Genomic DNA, 14,038 nt, shown 5'->3' on the forward strand with positions numbered 1-14,038 from the left:
ACCGACCGGCGCGGGGGCGGGTACGGCGGTCAGGACTTCAGGTACAGCCACGCCAGGCTGACGGTGCCGTAGATGGGGTGGATGAACGCCCCGCCGACGTTGGAGCCGCGCACCTGGTTGACGTTCGCGTAGACGAACGGCAGCACCGGGACGTCCTGCATCACGGTCTTCTCCAGCGCGTACAGCTCCTTGGCCTTGGCGCGCGGCTCGCCGATCTGGTTGATCCGGTCGATCTCCTTGTCCACCGCCGGGTTGCGGTAGCGCGCGGAGTTGAGGTCGCTGCCGGCGCGGCCGTCGAAGGAGAACGGGATCAGCGTGGACGGGGTCGGCCAGTCGACGGAGGAGGTCTCCTCGAACAGGTCGTACGGGGAGTCGGCGCGGTGCACCTCGTCCAGGAACGCCTTGGGGTCGATCGGCTTGGGCACGATGGTGATGCCCGACTTGGCGAAGCCGTCCACCAGCACCTGTGCGGTGCGCTGCCCGTCCGGGGTGTTCCTGTACCCGTAGGTCAGGCTCGTCGGCGCCTGCTTGGCCTTGGCGAGCGCGGCCTTGGCGGCCTCCGGGTCGCCTTCGGGCTTGACCGGGTAGAGGTCGTACTTCTCCCAGTCGATCAGCGCCGGCGAGCTGAGCGTGGTGGCGAGTTCGCCGATCCGGGAGCCGCCCTGGACCTGGCGGGCCTGCTGGCGGGGGTAGCCGAGGTGCAGGGCCTTGCGGACCTCGACGTCCGGCACCCGCTCGTTGTTGATCACCAGCTGGGTGACGAAGGCGCCCTGGCGCCCGGAGACGACCAGGTCCTTGGCCTTCGGGTCGGTGTCGGCGGTCTGGTACAGCTCGGGGGAGAGCACGTCGGAGGCGGTGGTGGCGCTGGCACCGCCGTCGCGCCCGGACAGGATCTCCTGGTTGATGTTGAGCGCCTCCTTACCGAACGTGAAGACGAACTTGTCCGGGTACTGGCTGCGGATCGGGTCGGTCTCGGCCTTCCAGGCGGGGTTGCGCTCCAGCACCATGCGGGTGTTCTGGACGTGCTCGACGATCCGGTAGGGGCCGGTGGCGAACGGCTGCCGGTCGTAGTCCGTCCCGGTGTCCTTGTCCCGGCGCACCGGCGAGGACGAGGACTGCGCGGCCATGTACGGGACGTCGGCCTGCGGCTGCGGGAAGTGGAAGACGACGGTGTGCTCGTCGGGCGTCTCGATCGCGGCCAGGTCGCCGTCCTGCGGGCCGGAGTACTTGGCGCGCGCCGCCTCGTAGCTGGCCTCGCCGGTGAGCCACTGCGGCCAGTACGGCGGGCCGACCTCGTAGCCCTTGCCGAAGCTGCGCTCGATGCCGTACTTGACGTCCTGGGCGGTGATCGGCTTGCCGTCCTCCCAGGCCACGCCGTCCTTGAGCCGGTACGTCCAGGTGCGCCCGCCGTCGCCGGAGGTACCGGTGTCGGTCGCCAGGTCGCCGACCAGCTTGGCCTTGCCGTCGACGACCTGGTACTGGGTCAGCTGGCGGCCCCAGAGCAGCGAGGCGTTGTACGTCGCGCCCGCGTAGACCTTCTGCGGGTCGAGGTGGCGGAACTCGACGCTGTTGTACACGTTCACGGTGCCGCCCACGCGGGCGCCGGCGACGGCGGGGGCCGGGCCGGCGCTCTCCTTCTCGCCGCCGAGTGCGGCGGTCAGCGGGGACGTCTCCTTGGCGGCCGCCCCGGCGGGCGCCGGGCCGGTGCCCGCGCCGGCCGAGCAGGCGGTCGCCAGCAGGGCGGTGGCGACGACGGCGAGGGACGGTCTGGTCCAGCGCATGGCGAATCTCTCCTTGCCCCGGGAGCCGGGGCGGGTCGGGGCGGGCTTGGGGTGATGGGCGGGGAAGGGCGGGGCTCAGCGGACGGCGCGCGGGTCCAGCGCGTCCCGGACGGCGTCGCCGAGCAGGTTGAAGGCGAGCACGAAGAGCAGCAGGGCGACACCGGGGAAGACCATGTAGGTCGGGTCGGCCTGGAAGACCTCGGAGCCGCGGGAGATCATCCGGCCCCAGTCCGGGATCGGCTCCGTGATGCCGACACCGAGGAAGGACAGCACCGCTTCGGAGGCGACGAAGGTCGGCACCGCCATGGTGGCGTGCACCAGCAGCTGCGAGCGGACGTTCGGCAGCAGTTCGTGGACGACGACATGGAATCGGCCGGCGCCCTGGGCCCGGGCGGACTGCACGAAATCCCTTTCCCGGAGCGACCGCACGGTGGCCCGCAGGGAAAGCGCGAGCGGAATCCAGCCGAACGCGGAGAAGACCAGGATCAGCACCAGGAACTGCATCCACTCCGGTTCCGCGGCGCCCGGATCGACCAGCCGGGACTGGATGACGGGGCTCAGCGCGAGGAGCAGGAGCAGGGTCGGAAAGGCCAGCAGCACGTTGGCCAGGAAGCCGAACAGTCGGTCGGCGATCCCGCCGAGGTAGCCGACCGCGACCCCGGCCAGCACGCCGAGCGTGGTGGTCACGGCGGCGGAGGCGAAGGCGATCAGCAGCGAGGTGCGGATGCCGTAGAGCAGCTGGGTCAGGACGTCCCGGCCGAGCCCCGGCTCCAGGCCGAACCAGAAGTCGCCCGAGATGCCGCCGTTCGGCAGGACGGGCAGGCCGCTGTCGCTGAGCAGGCCGGGGGAGTTCTGGCCGTAGTGCTCGACCGGGTTCTTCCCGTACAGGGCGGCGATCAGCGGGGCGGCGAGGGCGAGCAGCAGGAAGAGCAGGACGACGGCGAGGGCGGCGGCGCCGACCCGGTCGCGCAGGAGCCGGCCGAGCAGCCTCGGCGCGGCGGGTGCGGGGACGGAGCCCGCTGCTGTTTCGACCACGGCCATGAGAGGCGTACTCCCCGAATTCTCCGCCGCCCTGTGGGTGAGGGTGCGCTGGTGTGCATTTCCGAACCGGCCCCCGGGGGTTTCCCGTCGGCCGTTCGAGCGTCATCAGACCGGATGCGCGGGGAGGTCCGCAAATCACCTCCGGCGGTTTTCCCCGGCATTGTTTCGGCGCGTATTGCGGCTTCATTCGGCGTCATTTCGCTGCAATACCGTCGTTGCAGAAGAACGGACATCAAGGGGCGAAACGGGCGTGCCGTCCCGAATCCTGAGATCTCCGCCACATTCCCCCGGGCATTGGTACGATCCCGGGGAGCCGCGACTGGCGCGCACGGATGGAATCGACCATCGGGAAGCGGCTCCGTGCACCCGCACGACAGTTGCCGAGCGCCTGGGCCGTCCGTACTCGTCCGTGCACCACGAGGAGACCGCCTTGGCCACCCCGCACACCCCTCATGCCGTCGAGGCCGCTCAGGCCCCGCACACCCCTCATGCCGTCGAGGCCGCTCAGGCCCCGCACACCACCGCCGGCGCGGCCGCCGACACCGCCTTCCGCAACGCCCTCGACGTGGTCGCCGGCGTGGAGCCGCGGATCGCCGCGGCCATCGGCCAGGAGCTGGAGGACCAGCGCGCCTCGCTCAAGCTGATCGCCAGCGAGAACTACGCCTCCCCGGCCGTCCTGCTCGCCATGGGCAACTGGCTCAGCGACAAGTACGCCGAGGGCACCGCGGGCCGGCGCTTCTACGCGGGCTGCCGCAACGTCGACACCGTCGAGACCATCGCCGCCGAGCACGCCCGCGCCCTGTTCGGCGCCGACCACGCCTACGTCCAGCCGCACTCCGGCATCGACGCCAACCTCACCGCCTTCTGGGCCGTCCTCTCCCAGCGGGTGGAGAGCCCGGCGCTGGAGCGGGCCAAGGTCCGGGGCGTCAACGACCTCACCGAGCAGGACTGGGCGCAGCTGCGCCAGTCGCTCGGCAACCAGCGGATGCTCGGCATGTCCCTGGACGCCGGGGGCCACCTCACCCACGGCTTCCGGCCCAACATCTCGGGCAAGATGTTCGACCAGCGCAGCTACGGCACCGATCCGGCCACCGGCCTGATCGACTACGACGCGCTGCGCGAGACCGCCCGGGAGTTCCGCCCGCTGATCCTGGTCGCCGGCTACTCCGCCTACCCGCGACTGGTCGACTTCCGGCGGATGCGCGAGATCGCGGACGAGGTCGGCGCGACCCTCATGGTCGACATGGCACACTTCGCCGGCCTGGTCGCGGGCAAGGTGCTGACCGGCGACCACGACCCCGTCCAGCACGCCCAGATCGTCACCACGACCACCCACAAGTCGCTGCGCGGACCGCGCGGTGGCATGGTGCTGTGCGACACCGAACTGGCCGAACACGTCGACCGCGGCTGCCCGTTGGTGCTCGGCGGACCGCTCTCGCACGTCATGGCCGCCAAGGCGGTCGCCTTCGCCGAGGCCCGCCGGCCCGAGTTCCGGACCTATGCCCGCGCCGTCGTGGACAACGCCCGGGCGCTCGCCGAGGGCCTGCTGCGCCGCGGCGGCCGGCTGGTCACCGGCGGCACCGACAACCACCTGGTCCTCGCCGACGTCTCCGGCTACGGCCTGACGGGGCGTCAGGCGGAGGCGGCGCTGCTGGACTCGGGCGTCGTCACCAACCGCAACTCCGTTCCGCAGGACCCGAACGGCGCCTGGTACACCTCGGGCGTGCGCCTCGGCACCCCGGCGCTCACCACCCGCGGCCTCGGCACCGCCGAGATGGACGAGATCGCCGCCCTGATCGACACCGTGCTGCGCGCCACCACCCCGACCACCACCGCGGGCGGCGCCCCCTCCAAGGCCCAGTACCGCCTCGACGACGCCGTGCGCGACGGCGTCGCCAAGCGCGCCGCCGACCTCCTCGCCCCCTTCCCCCTCTACCCGGGCGTCGACCTCACCTGACCGGCCCCGCCTGGCCGGCCGCGATGCCCGGGGGTTCGGGCATCGCGGTCGGCACCCCGTCCGGCGCCGCGGTCAGTACTGCAGCGACTTGTACTGGAGGAACTCCTCCAGGCCGTGGCGGCCCAGTTCACGGCCGAGGCCGGAGCTCTTGTAGCCGCCGAACGGGGCGAGCGGGTTGAAGCGGCCGCCGTTGAGGTCGACCTGACCGGTGTCGAGGCGGCGGGCGAAGGCGGCGGCGGTGCCGGTGTCCGGGGCCCAGACGCCGCCGGCCAGGCCGTACTCGGTGTCGTTGGCGAGTTCGGCGGCGTGGTCCTCGTCCCGGTAGGGGAGGACCACCAGGACGGGGCCGAACACCTCCTCCCGGGCGATCGCCATGTCCCCCGTGACGTCGGCGAGCACGGTCGGCCGGACGTAGAAGCCGGAGGGCAGGCCCGGGACGGGCTCCGCGCCGCCGACGACCAGCCGGGCGCCCGCGGCGAGCGCGCCCTCGACGTAACCGCGCACCCGGGCCAGTTGCTTGGCGTTGACCAGCGGGCCGATCCGGGTCTGCGGGTCGGTCGGATCGCCCGGGGCGTACTTGGCGGCGGCCTTCGCGGCTGTCGTGACGGCCTCCTCGTACTGGTCCTGGTGCACCAGCAGGCGGGTCCACGCGCTGCACGTCTGGCCCGAGTTGGCGAACACGTTGGCGATGTTGACGTTGACCGCCCGGGCCAGGTCCGCGCCCGGCAGCACCACGTTGGCGGACTTGCCGCCGAGTTCCAGGGCGACGCGCTTCAGGCCCCGGCCCGCCGTCTCGGCGACCTGCCGGCCGACGGCGGTGGATCCGGTGAACGAGACCATGTCCACGTCCGGGTGGGCGGCGAGCGCCGCACCCGCCACCGTGCCCGTGCCGGTCACCAGGTTGAACGTGCCCGCGGGGAAGCCCGCCTCGTGCACCAGCCGGGCGAACAGCCGGGCCACCAGCGGGGTGTCCTCGGCGGGCTTGAGGACCACCGGGCAGCCGGCCGCCAGGGCCGGGACGGCCTTGGCGACGATCTGGTGCAGCGGGTAGTTCCACGGCGTGATGGCCGCGACCACTCCGGCGGGCTCGGCGAGCACCACCGAGTTGCCGATCCGCTCCTCGAAGGGGTGCTCGGCGAGCAGTGTCAGGTAGGAGGTCGCCACGGTCAGTGGCGCCCCGGCGTGCACGGCGGCGGCGAAGCCGACCGGGGCGCCGAGTTCGGCGACCACGGTGGCGGTGATCTCCTCCTGGGCGGTGGCGATTCCGTCCCGCAACCGGGTCAGCAGGGCGAGCCGGTCCGCGCGGGCGGTCGTCGCCCAGCCGCGGGCCGCCCGGCGGGCCGCGGCGACCGCGGCGTCGACGTCGGCGGGCCCGCCGGCGGGAACGGTGGCGAGCACCTGCTCGGTCGCCGGGTTCAGCACCTCGATCGACCCGGCGTCGTCCAGGGAGGGCTGCCAGGCGCCGTCGATGTACTGGTCGCCGTACTCCGCGTACTGCTGCACCGAGTGTCCTCTCATCCGGTCGGCCGCTTTGACCAGCAGCGCTGGTCAAAGAACCAGTCAAGGCGGCCCGGGTGGCCGCGCGCAAGAGCCAATCCGGCCCGGTGGGCCGGCGGGTTGCCCCGGGGCGAACCGCGCGGTGTTCTCGTCGAACGGCTCGGCCTCGACGCCCGCGCGCCGCCCGTCCGACCGCTCCAGGGCCTCGCACGGCCACGGCACCGGGCGGCCGCCCGCCGCCGTCTGCGCCGTCGGTTCCACTGCCCGCCGCTGGACGTCCAGTTGACGATCCGCGTGCGATGTGACCGGCCGTGCCGTGGTCCGCCGTCGCGGGACCCCGGACGAACCGTCCCGAAGGCTCCCTGTTCACCCTCCGGCAGCGAAACGACGGTCCGCGAAAATCATTGCGCGAAAAGCTCCTCACACCCGTGGGCACCGCTGTAGATTGCAGCGAACTCAGCGGTGAGGCACTACTGTTGCCAATGGTTCGTAGTGGTGCACATGGTCCGGGACCAGCGCGTCCCACGGTCGGGCGGGGGCTGCCACCGGGCTGAGGTCTGGCTCAAATCCGCAGGTCATCCGTACCGCAAAAGGAGCATCCCGTGACCGATGCCGCGTTGAAGGACGAGTCGCAGCGGCCCGCCGAACCAGCCGTGCTGGACGACGTTCCGGGCTGGTTCTGGGACCATGACCGGCACTCGTTCGACTGGTTCATGGGGCGGCAGGAGAAAGCCGGGGTCACCGGCGACCTGCTGGAGATGGGTGCGTACCTGGGCCGCAGCGCGATCGTGATCGGTGAGCACCTCCAGCCCGGCGAGTCCTTCACCGTCTGTGACCTCTTCGACTCGGACGCGCCGGACGACGAGAACGCGGCCGAGATGGACACCTCCTACCGGAAGTCGCTGACCCGCTCGGCCTTCGAGGTCAACTACCTCGCCTTCCACGAGGAACTGCCGGAGATAATCCAGGCCCCGACCTCCGCCCTGGCCGGCGGGCGGATCGCGGCGGGCACGTTCCGCTTCATCCACATCGACGCCTCGCACCTGTACGAGCACGTCGTGGGCGACCTCCAGGTGGCCCGGGTCGCGCTCCAGGACCAGGGTGTCGTCGTCCTGGACGACTACCGCTCGCAGCACACCCCGGGCGTGGCCGCCGCGACCTGGGGCGCGGTCTTCAACCACGGGCTCAAGCCGATCATGTTGACCGAGTGCAAGTTCTACGGCACCTGGGGGGATCCGGAGCCGTTCCAGCGCGACCTGCTCGACCGGGTGGACCTCGCCGAGGGCTGTTACCTCAGCTCCGAGACCCTGAACGGGCAGCAGGTGCTCCGGATGACCGGCAGCTCGGACGGGATCGACGCGTTCCGCCCCTCCCGCCACCACCGGCGGCTGGCCTCCGAGGCGGCCCGGAACGAGGCCTCGCAGTCCCGCCGGGCGGCCCAGGAGGCCCAGGAGGAGGCCGCCCGCGACCTCGCCGCCCGCCGGGCCCGCGCCGCCGAACTGCGCCGCCCGGCCAATGTCGCCAAGCGCGCCGCCCGCGACCTGCTCCCCCCGGTCGTCACCGCCGTCATCCGCCGCGCCCGCCGCGGCTGACGGGTTCGACCGGCACCCGGCGGAACCCCGTCCTGTCCCGTCCCATCCCGGCCCCGCCAACGCCGAAGGGCCGGTCGACGAACTCGACCGGCCCTTCACCGTTGCACGCGTCCTCAGGCCCGCGAGGCCTCCCGCGGCTCCTGACCGGAGCCCGCAGAGCCGTCGGCGCCCTCGCCGGCCGCGGCCTCCTCGGCCAGCTCGCGCCGGACGGCGGCCAGGGACGGGTTGGCCCAGGCGCTGGCGACGCCCCAGCGGTAGAAGGCCAGCGCGATGGCCGCGACGACCAGCAGGTCCCAGCCCTCGGGCAGGTAGCCCTGGCCGCCGAAGTCGGTGCTGCCGGCCCAGGAGACGCCGGCCATCACGAACAGGTACGCGACCATCCAGGCGCCCGCCTTCAGGTGCGGCTTCAGCTCGGCCCACGGCTTGCGCAGCTCGTACCAGGCCCAGATCGGCAGACCGGCGGCCATCAGCAGGATGACCTTGCCGGTGAGCGGCCAGCGGGCCCAGTACAGGACCAGCGAGCCGAACACCATCGCCACGGGGGCGATGACCGGCATGGCCCGCAGCCGGACCGGCCGGGGCAGGTCCGGCGCCAGGCGGCGCAGCGCCATCACGGCGACCGGGCCGGTGACGTACGAGATCACGGTGGCGACCGAGACGATCTCGGCCAGCGAGCCCCAGCCGCGGAAGACCGCGAGGAACAGGAAGGCGACCACCAGGTTGAGCACCAGGGCCGGGCGCGGGATGCCGGTCTTGGCGTCGACCTTGCCGAAGATCTTCGGCAGGTGGCCGTTCTCCTGCACGCCGTGGATCATGCGCGAGGTGGTGGCGGCGTAGATCATGCCGGTGCCGCTGGGGGAGACGAAGGCGTCCGCGTACAGCAGCAGGGCGAGCCAGTTGAGGCCCCAGACCATCGCGAGGTCGGCGAGCGGCGAGGTGTAGGCGAGGTTGCTCCAGCCGTGCGACAGGTCGGCGGCCGGGATGGCACCGAGGAAGGCGATCTGCAGCGCGACGTAGATCACCAGGGCGATCAGGATCGAGCCGATGACGGCCTTGGGCAGCGACTTGCCGGGGTTGCGGGCCTCGCCGGCCAGGTTGAGCGGGGACTGGAAGCCGTTGAAGGCCCAGACGATGCCGGACACCGCGACGGCGGTGAACACGGCGCTCCAGCCGTTCGGCGCGAAGCCGCCGTGGTCGGTGAAGTGGGCGGTGTCGAAGTGGGCGAACAGCAGCGCGCCGGCGGTCAGGGTCGGGACGATGACCTTGAAGACGGTGATCGCCGTGTTGGTCTTGGCGAACATCGTGATGGCGAACCAGTTGAGGATGAAGTAGCCGACCAGCAGCACGCTGGCCAGTGCCACCCCGCTCAGGGTGAGTTCCTTGCCGTTGTACAGCCCCTGTGCCCAGCCGAAGTGCCAGGAGCTCATGTACTGGACGGAGGCGGTGGCCTCGCCGGGGATGACCGAGACGATGGCGATCCAGTTGGCCCAGGCGGCGAGGTAGCCGGCCAGCGAGCCGTGCGAGTACTGGCCGTACCGGACCATGCCGCCGGCCTTGGGGAACATCGACCCGAGCTCGCTGTAGGTGAGCGCGATGGTCAGTGCCACCGCGGCCCCGATCACCCAGGCCAGGATCGACGCGGGGCCGGCCAGCCGGGCGGCGCGCTCGGCGCCGAACAGCCACCCGGATCCGATGATGGACCCGAGCCCCACGGCGGTCAGGCTGATGGTGCCGAGCGATCGCCGGTAGTTCTGATGTGATGCCGTCGGAGACTCTGGCTCACTCAACGTATCGGTCCTCTCGCTCGGGGTTTCATCGGGTGGTGTCGTGGTTTTTATGCTGGTTTCCGGACAAACGGAGACAGCCTATGGGGCCAAAAGGGGCGAATACCTCAAGGGAAGCTCAAACTGTCCGATCGTTGCCATCTCGTGTCCGCTTTCCGGGTCACGGCAGGCGCAGAAGTCACCCGGGTCACAGCGGTTGCGGGGGTCGCGACCGCCGCAGCGGCCACCCGGTCCGCGGGGAGAACCCGCGAGAACCCGTGGACGGCGGCGGCGCGCCGGGAAAAAGAAATTCCCCGCGGGTTCCTTTCGGATCCCACGGGGAATTCGGTTGTGTCCGAGGGGGGACTTGAACCCCCACGCCCGATAAAGGGCACTAGCACCTCAAGCTAGCGCGTCTGCCATTCCGCCACCCGGACGGGGTGTGTGCTTCGGGGTTTTTCTCGCCCCCTCGGCGACAGAGAGAACATTACCAGGGTTCTGGAGTGCTTCTCACCTGCGTTTCCCCGGGTGGGGGGACGTCCGGGTCGGCAGGGGTGGTCGGGCTGGCTGGGATGGGTCGCCACGGTGCGCGAACCCCGGCCGAAGCGGTGGCGAGCGCGAAGGAAACGGTCGACCCCGGCGGCGGCCGCGGTCCGTTCCGGCCGGAAGCGGTCCGACACGGGCAACTTGTCGACGGTGCCACGGTCCCGCCGGTGCCTCTCCTAGCCTCTGTGGATCGAGGGCGCCATGAGCGGAACGCCTGATTCCCGGGTCGCGGACACTCCCGGGTCGCGGACGAAGGGCGGCTGGACGTGGAGCAGATCAGCGGGGCGGCGAAGGCCGAGCCGAGACGCGCCGGGCCGGAGCGCGCACCCGCCGAGCCGAGACGCACCGGGCCGGAACGCGCACCCGCCGGACCGGTCGAGGGCGTGTGGCGCTTCCCGGTGCCGGCCGAGGAGGCCTCGGTGCCGCTGACCCGGCACGCGGTCCGTGACCGCCTGCTGGCCCAGGGGATGGCCGGGGTGCGCTACCAGGAGCTGGTGGACGACGTGCTGCTGATCGTCTCGGAGCTGGTCGGCAACGCGGTGACGCACGCGGCGAAGCTGTCGCCGGAGGTGACGACCGAGCTGGTGGTCCGCCGGGGCTGGGTCCGGGTGTCGGTCGAGGACGGTGACCCGTACCGGCCGAAGGCGCTGGAGAGCGACACCGGGCGGACCGGTGGCCGCGGCCTGCTGCTGGTGAAGAGCGTGACGCTGCAGGCCGGCGGGGTGTGCGACGTGGAGCGGACGGGGGAGGGCGGCAAGGTCATCTGGGCCTCGCTGCCCGTTCCCCCGGAGGCCGACGACTGAGCGCCGCGGGCCCGCTCGCCGGTTCCGCCCGTCTACCAGTCCCGTCCGGCGATCTCGCGGATCCCCGGCAGCGCCGCCTCGAAGACCGTCTCGAACCACACCGAGAACGGCCGCTCGGCGCGCAGTTCCCGCAGTTCCTGCGCGGTCACGAAGGCGTAGTCGTCCACCTCGTCGGGGTTGGGCTCGACGGGCGCGGTCACCAGCCCGACGAACAGGTGGTTCCACTCCCGCTCGATCAGCCCGGAGGCCTCGTCCGGCAGGTCGTAGCGGACCGTGCCCGCCTCGCAGAGCAGCGCCGGCGCGATGCCGAGCTCCTCGGCGGTGCGGCGGGCGGCGGCGACGAACGGCGGCTCGTCCGGGTACGGGTGGCCGCAGCAGGTGTTCGACCAGACGCCGGGGGAGTGGTACTTGCCGAGCGCCCGCCGCTGGAGCAGCAGCCGCCCCTGGCGGTCGAAGAGGAAGACCGAGAACGCGCGGTGCAGCCGGCCGGGCTGCTGGTGCGCCCAGAGCTTCTCGGCGGTGCCGGTGGTGACGCCCTCGTCGTCGACCAGTTCCAGCAGGATCTCGGGACCGGCGCCGGCGGTCCCGGTCGAGGCCCCCGGGGCGACCGTCACGTCCGTCTCGACGTCGAGACCGGTGTCGATCTCGGAGTCGAAGTGTGTCGGGTTGGTCGGCAGGCTCTGGGGCATGGGGCCTCTTTCGGGAGGGGGGAGCAACGGAAGCATCGGGGTACGTCCGGTACACCGGGTGCAGCGGACGCAGCGGGGGCACCGGCGCCGGCGTCGGGCTCCAGTCTGCCGTATGGGTGGCGGTGGGTACGGGTCCCACGCACAACCGGGCGGATCATGACCATCGGCAGGTCGATTCCGGGCAGAGATGGGCCCGATACGTTCCCGGAAGGGTCATCGGAATAGCAGGGCTGTTCGGTATCCGTTCCCATCGCGTTCGATCACCGCCTCGTCCTCGCGTTCGATCACCGCATCGCCACCCTCCCGTCACCTCGCAGCCCCCGGCCGCGTTCGGGCCGGCCGCCCGGGTCGCCTACCATCGCTTACGGCACGGTGCCCGCACTCGCGGCGGCACCGGCGCGCCGATTCGCGGCCCGGCCGGACGGAAAGCCGGTGCCCCGGCACCCCGCGCGCACCGCCCCGCGCACCGCACGACGGATCAGGAGACCCCGCATGATCGGCCTCGTTCTGGCAGCCGGCGCCGGCCGCCGGCTGCGCCCGTACACCGACACCCTGCCCAAGGCGCTGGTGCCGGTCGACGGGGAGCGGACCGTGCTGGACCTCACCCTCGGCAACTTCGCCGAGGTCGGCATCCGCGATGCCGCGATCGTCGTCGGCTACCGCAAGGAGGCGGTGTACGACCGCAAGGACGCCCTGGAGAGCAAGTACGGCGTCAAGCTCCACCTGGTCGAGAACGACAAGGCCGAGGAGTGGAACAACGCGTACTCGCTCTGGTGCGCCCGCGAGCTCTTCGCCGAGGGCCTGCTGCTGGCCAACGGCGACACCGTGCACCCGGCGTCCGTGCAGCGCACCATGCTGGAGGGCAACCAGCGCCTCGTCGAGGCCGGCACCGCCCCCGGCATCCTGCTGGCCCTCGACACGGTGAAGAAGCTCGCCGACGAGGAGATGAAGGTCGTCGTCGACCCGGCCGCCGGCATGCGCCGCATCACCAAGCTGATGGACCCGACCGAGGCCACCGGCGAGTACATCGGCGTCACCGTGATCAACCCCGCCGCCGCCGTCGACCTGACGGACGCGCTGCGCGCCACCTACGAGCGCGACCCGCAGCTGTACTACGAGGACGGCTACCAGGAGATGGTCAACCGCGGCCTGCGGATCGACGTGCAGCCGATCGGCGAGGTCTCCTGGGTCGAGGTCGACAACCACGACGACCTGGCGAAGGCGCGGGAGATCGCGTGCCAGTACTGACCCGGCTGGTTCCGTCGCCGCTGTTCGTCGAGGTCCGCCCGGGCGCGCTGGACGCGCTCGGCGGCATCCTCGCCGACCAGCGGCTGTCCGCCTCGGGCCGGATCGCGGTGGCGATCAGCAACGGCTCGGGCGCGGCGATGCGCCGGCGCCTGGAGCCGGCCCTGCCCGGCGCCGACTGGTACAACGTGGACGACGGCAGCCTGGACAGCGCGGTGCGCCTGGCCGAGTCGGTGCGCGGCGGGCACTACGACGCGATGGTCGGCCTCGGCGGTGGCAAGATCATCGACGCCGCCAAGTACGCCGCCGCCCGGGTCGGCCTGCCGCTGGTCGCGGTCGCCACCAACCTGGCCCACGACGGCATCTGCTCGCCGGTCTCCACGCTCGACAACGACGCCGGCCGCGGCTCCTACGGGGTGCCCAGCCCGATCGGCATCATCGTCGACCTGGACGTGATCCGGCAGGCCCCGCCGCGCTTCGTGGCGGCCGGCATCGGCGACGTGGTCTCCAACATCTCCGCCTGCGCGGACTGGGAGTTGTCGCACGCGGTCACCGGCGAGCCGGTGGACGGACTGGCCGTGGCGATGGCCCGCTCGGCCGGCGAGAACCTGCTGCGGCACCCAGGTAACACTCAGGATCAGGACCTCCTCACGGCCCTCGCGGAAGCCCTGGTACTGTCCGGCATCGCGATGAACATCGCGGGCAGCACCCGGCCTTCCTCGGGCGCCTGCCACGAGATCTCGCATGCCCTGGACGTGCTGTACCCCAAGCGTTCCGCCCAGCACGGCGAACAGGTCGGCCTCGGCGCCGCGTTCGCCAGCTTCCTGCGGGGCGAGCGCGAGCTGACCGGTCTGATCGTGGAACGCCTGGCGAGCCACGGGCTGCCGGTGACCGCAGCTCAGATCGGCTTCACCGAGGCGGAGTTCACCGACGCGGTGCACTACGCTCCGAACACCCGCCCGGGGCGCTTCACCATCCTTGAGCACCTCGACCTCTCCCCCTCAGCAATCAGGGACGCGTACGCCGACTATGTCCAAGCCGTCAACAGCTGACCCCTCCACCGCGGGCGCCGAGCGGCCCCCGGTGGACCTGACCCGCCGGCCCTCGATCGAGGAACTGCGCGC

The 14,038-nt window shown here is 71.8% G+C and carries 10 protein-coding genes, 1 tRNA gene and 1 riboswitch; of the genes, 5 read left to right on the forward strand and 6 right to left on the reverse strand.

Annotated elements, in window-relative coordinates; translation table 11 throughout:
* Positions 1-29 precede the first annotated feature (29 nt).
* Together ABT015_RS01560 and ABT015_RS01565 are read right to left on the reverse strand one after the other, a co-directional pair.
* Positions 30-1,781, reverse strand: coding sequence for an ABC transporter substrate-binding protein (locus tag ABT015_RS01560; protein WP_350875517.1), 1,752 nt, complete (start codon positions 1,779-1,781; stop codon positions 30-32).
* A gap of 75 nt (positions 1,782-1,856) precedes the next feature.
* Positions 1,857-2,822 carry an ABC transporter permease gene (locus ABT015_RS01565; protein WP_350875529.1) on the reverse strand — a complete coding sequence of 322 codons (966 nt, stop codon included), beginning with the start codon at positions 2,820-2,822 and terminating at the stop codon, positions 1,857-1,859.
* Between the two features lie 305 nt (positions 2,823-3,127).
* Positions 3,128-3,223, forward strand: a riboswitch (ZMP/ZTP riboswitch).
* Positions 3,224-3,252: 29 nt separating this feature from the next.
* Here ABT015_RS01565 and ABT015_RS01570 point away from each other — a divergent pair.
* Positions 3,253-4,779 carry a glycine hydroxymethyltransferase gene (locus ABT015_RS01570; RefSeq protein WP_350875531.1) on the forward strand — a complete coding sequence of 509 codons (1,527 nt, stop codon included), beginning with the start codon at positions 3,253-3,255 and terminating at the stop codon, positions 4,777-4,779.
* A 72-nt stretch (positions 4,780-4,851) separates the two neighbouring features.
* Here ABT015_RS01570 and ABT015_RS01575 read toward each other — a convergent pair whose 3' ends face one another.
* Positions 4,852-6,282 carry an aldehyde dehydrogenase family protein gene (locus tag ABT015_RS01575; protein ID WP_350875533.1) on the reverse strand — a complete coding sequence of 477 codons (1,431 nt, stop codon included), beginning with the start codon at positions 6,280-6,282 and terminating at the stop codon, positions 4,852-4,854.
* A 596-nt stretch (positions 6,283-6,878) separates the two neighbouring features.
* Between ABT015_RS01575 and ABT015_RS01580 the strand changes: the two genes are divergently transcribed.
* On the forward strand, positions 6,879-7,868 hold the full coding sequence (locus ABT015_RS01580) for a class I SAM-dependent methyltransferase (RefSeq protein ID WP_350875535.1): 990 nt from the start codon (positions 6,879-6,881) through the stop codon (positions 7,866-7,868).
* Positions 7,869-7,981: 113 nt separating this feature from the next.
* Here the strand turns inward: ABT015_RS01580 and ABT015_RS01585 are convergent, their stop codons facing one another.
* A complete protein-coding gene (locus ABT015_RS01585; protein WP_350875537.1) occupies positions 7,982-9,655 on the reverse strand; it encodes an APC family permease in 1,674 nt (557 codons plus the stop codon).
* 328 nt (positions 9,656-9,983) lie between these two features.
* Positions 9,984-10,068: transfer RNA gene (locus ABT015_RS01590), tRNA-Leu, on the reverse strand.
* 384 nt (positions 10,069-10,452) lie between these two features.
* Between ABT015_RS01590 and ABT015_RS01595 the strand changes: the two genes are divergently transcribed.
* On the forward strand, positions 10,453-10,980 hold the full coding sequence (locus tag ABT015_RS01595) for an ATP-binding protein (RefSeq protein ID WP_502897253.1): 528 nt from the start codon (positions 10,453-10,455) through the stop codon (positions 10,978-10,980).
* Between the two features lie 32 nt (positions 10,981-11,012).
* On the opposite strand, the gene idi is transcribed toward ABT015_RS01595, so the two are convergent.
* The gene (gene idi, locus ABT015_RS01600; RefSeq protein WP_350875539.1) at positions 11,013-11,669 is read right to left on the reverse strand and encodes an isopentenyl-diphosphate Delta-isomerase; all 657 of its coding nucleotides are present in this window, start codon (positions 11,667-11,669) and stop codon (positions 11,013-11,015) included.
* Between the two features lie 492 nt (positions 11,670-12,161).
* On the opposite strand from idi, the gene ABT015_RS01605 reads away from it, so the two are divergent.
* Both ABT015_RS01605 and ABT015_RS01610 read left to right on the forward strand, forming a co-directional pair.
* Positions 12,162-12,917 (forward strand): phosphocholine cytidylyltransferase family protein, encoded by a 756-nt coding sequence (locus ABT015_RS01605; RefSeq protein WP_350875541.1) that lies wholly within the window; start codon positions 12,162-12,164, stop codon positions 12,915-12,917.
* A complete protein-coding gene (locus ABT015_RS01610) occupies positions 12,905-13,966 on the forward strand; it encodes an iron-containing alcohol dehydrogenase family protein (RefSeq protein WP_063350092.1) in 1,062 nt (353 codons plus the stop codon). The genes ABT015_RS01605 and ABT015_RS01610 overlap by 13 nt, the downstream gene beginning before the upstream one ends.
* The last annotated feature ends 72 nt before the right edge of the window (positions 13,967-14,038 follow it).

It is taken from the genome of Kitasatospora sp. NPDC094016 (assembly GCF_040304045.1).
In the GTDB taxonomy this organism is placed as follows: Bacteria; Actinomycetota; Actinomycetes; order Streptomycetales; family Streptomycetaceae; genus Kitasatospora.

Bases quoted from the DNA above. Each gene is read 5' to 3' on its own strand.
- ABT015_RS01605 (WP_350875541.1), top strand. From the start codon at position 12,162: ATGATCGGCCTCGTTCTGGCAGCCGGCGCCGGCCGCCGGCTGCGCCCG.
- idi (WP_350875539.1), bottom strand. From the start codon at position 11,669: ATGCCCCAGAGCCTGCCGACCAACCCGACACACTTCGACTCCGAGATC.
- ABT015_RS01565 (WP_350875529.1), bottom strand. From the start codon at position 2,822: ATGGCCGTGGTCGAAACAGCAGCGGGCTCCGTCCCCGCACCCGCCGCG.
- ABT015_RS01560 (WP_350875517.1), bottom strand. From the start codon at position 1,781: ATGCGCTGGACCAGACCGTCCCTCGCCGTCGTCGCCACCGCCCTGCTG.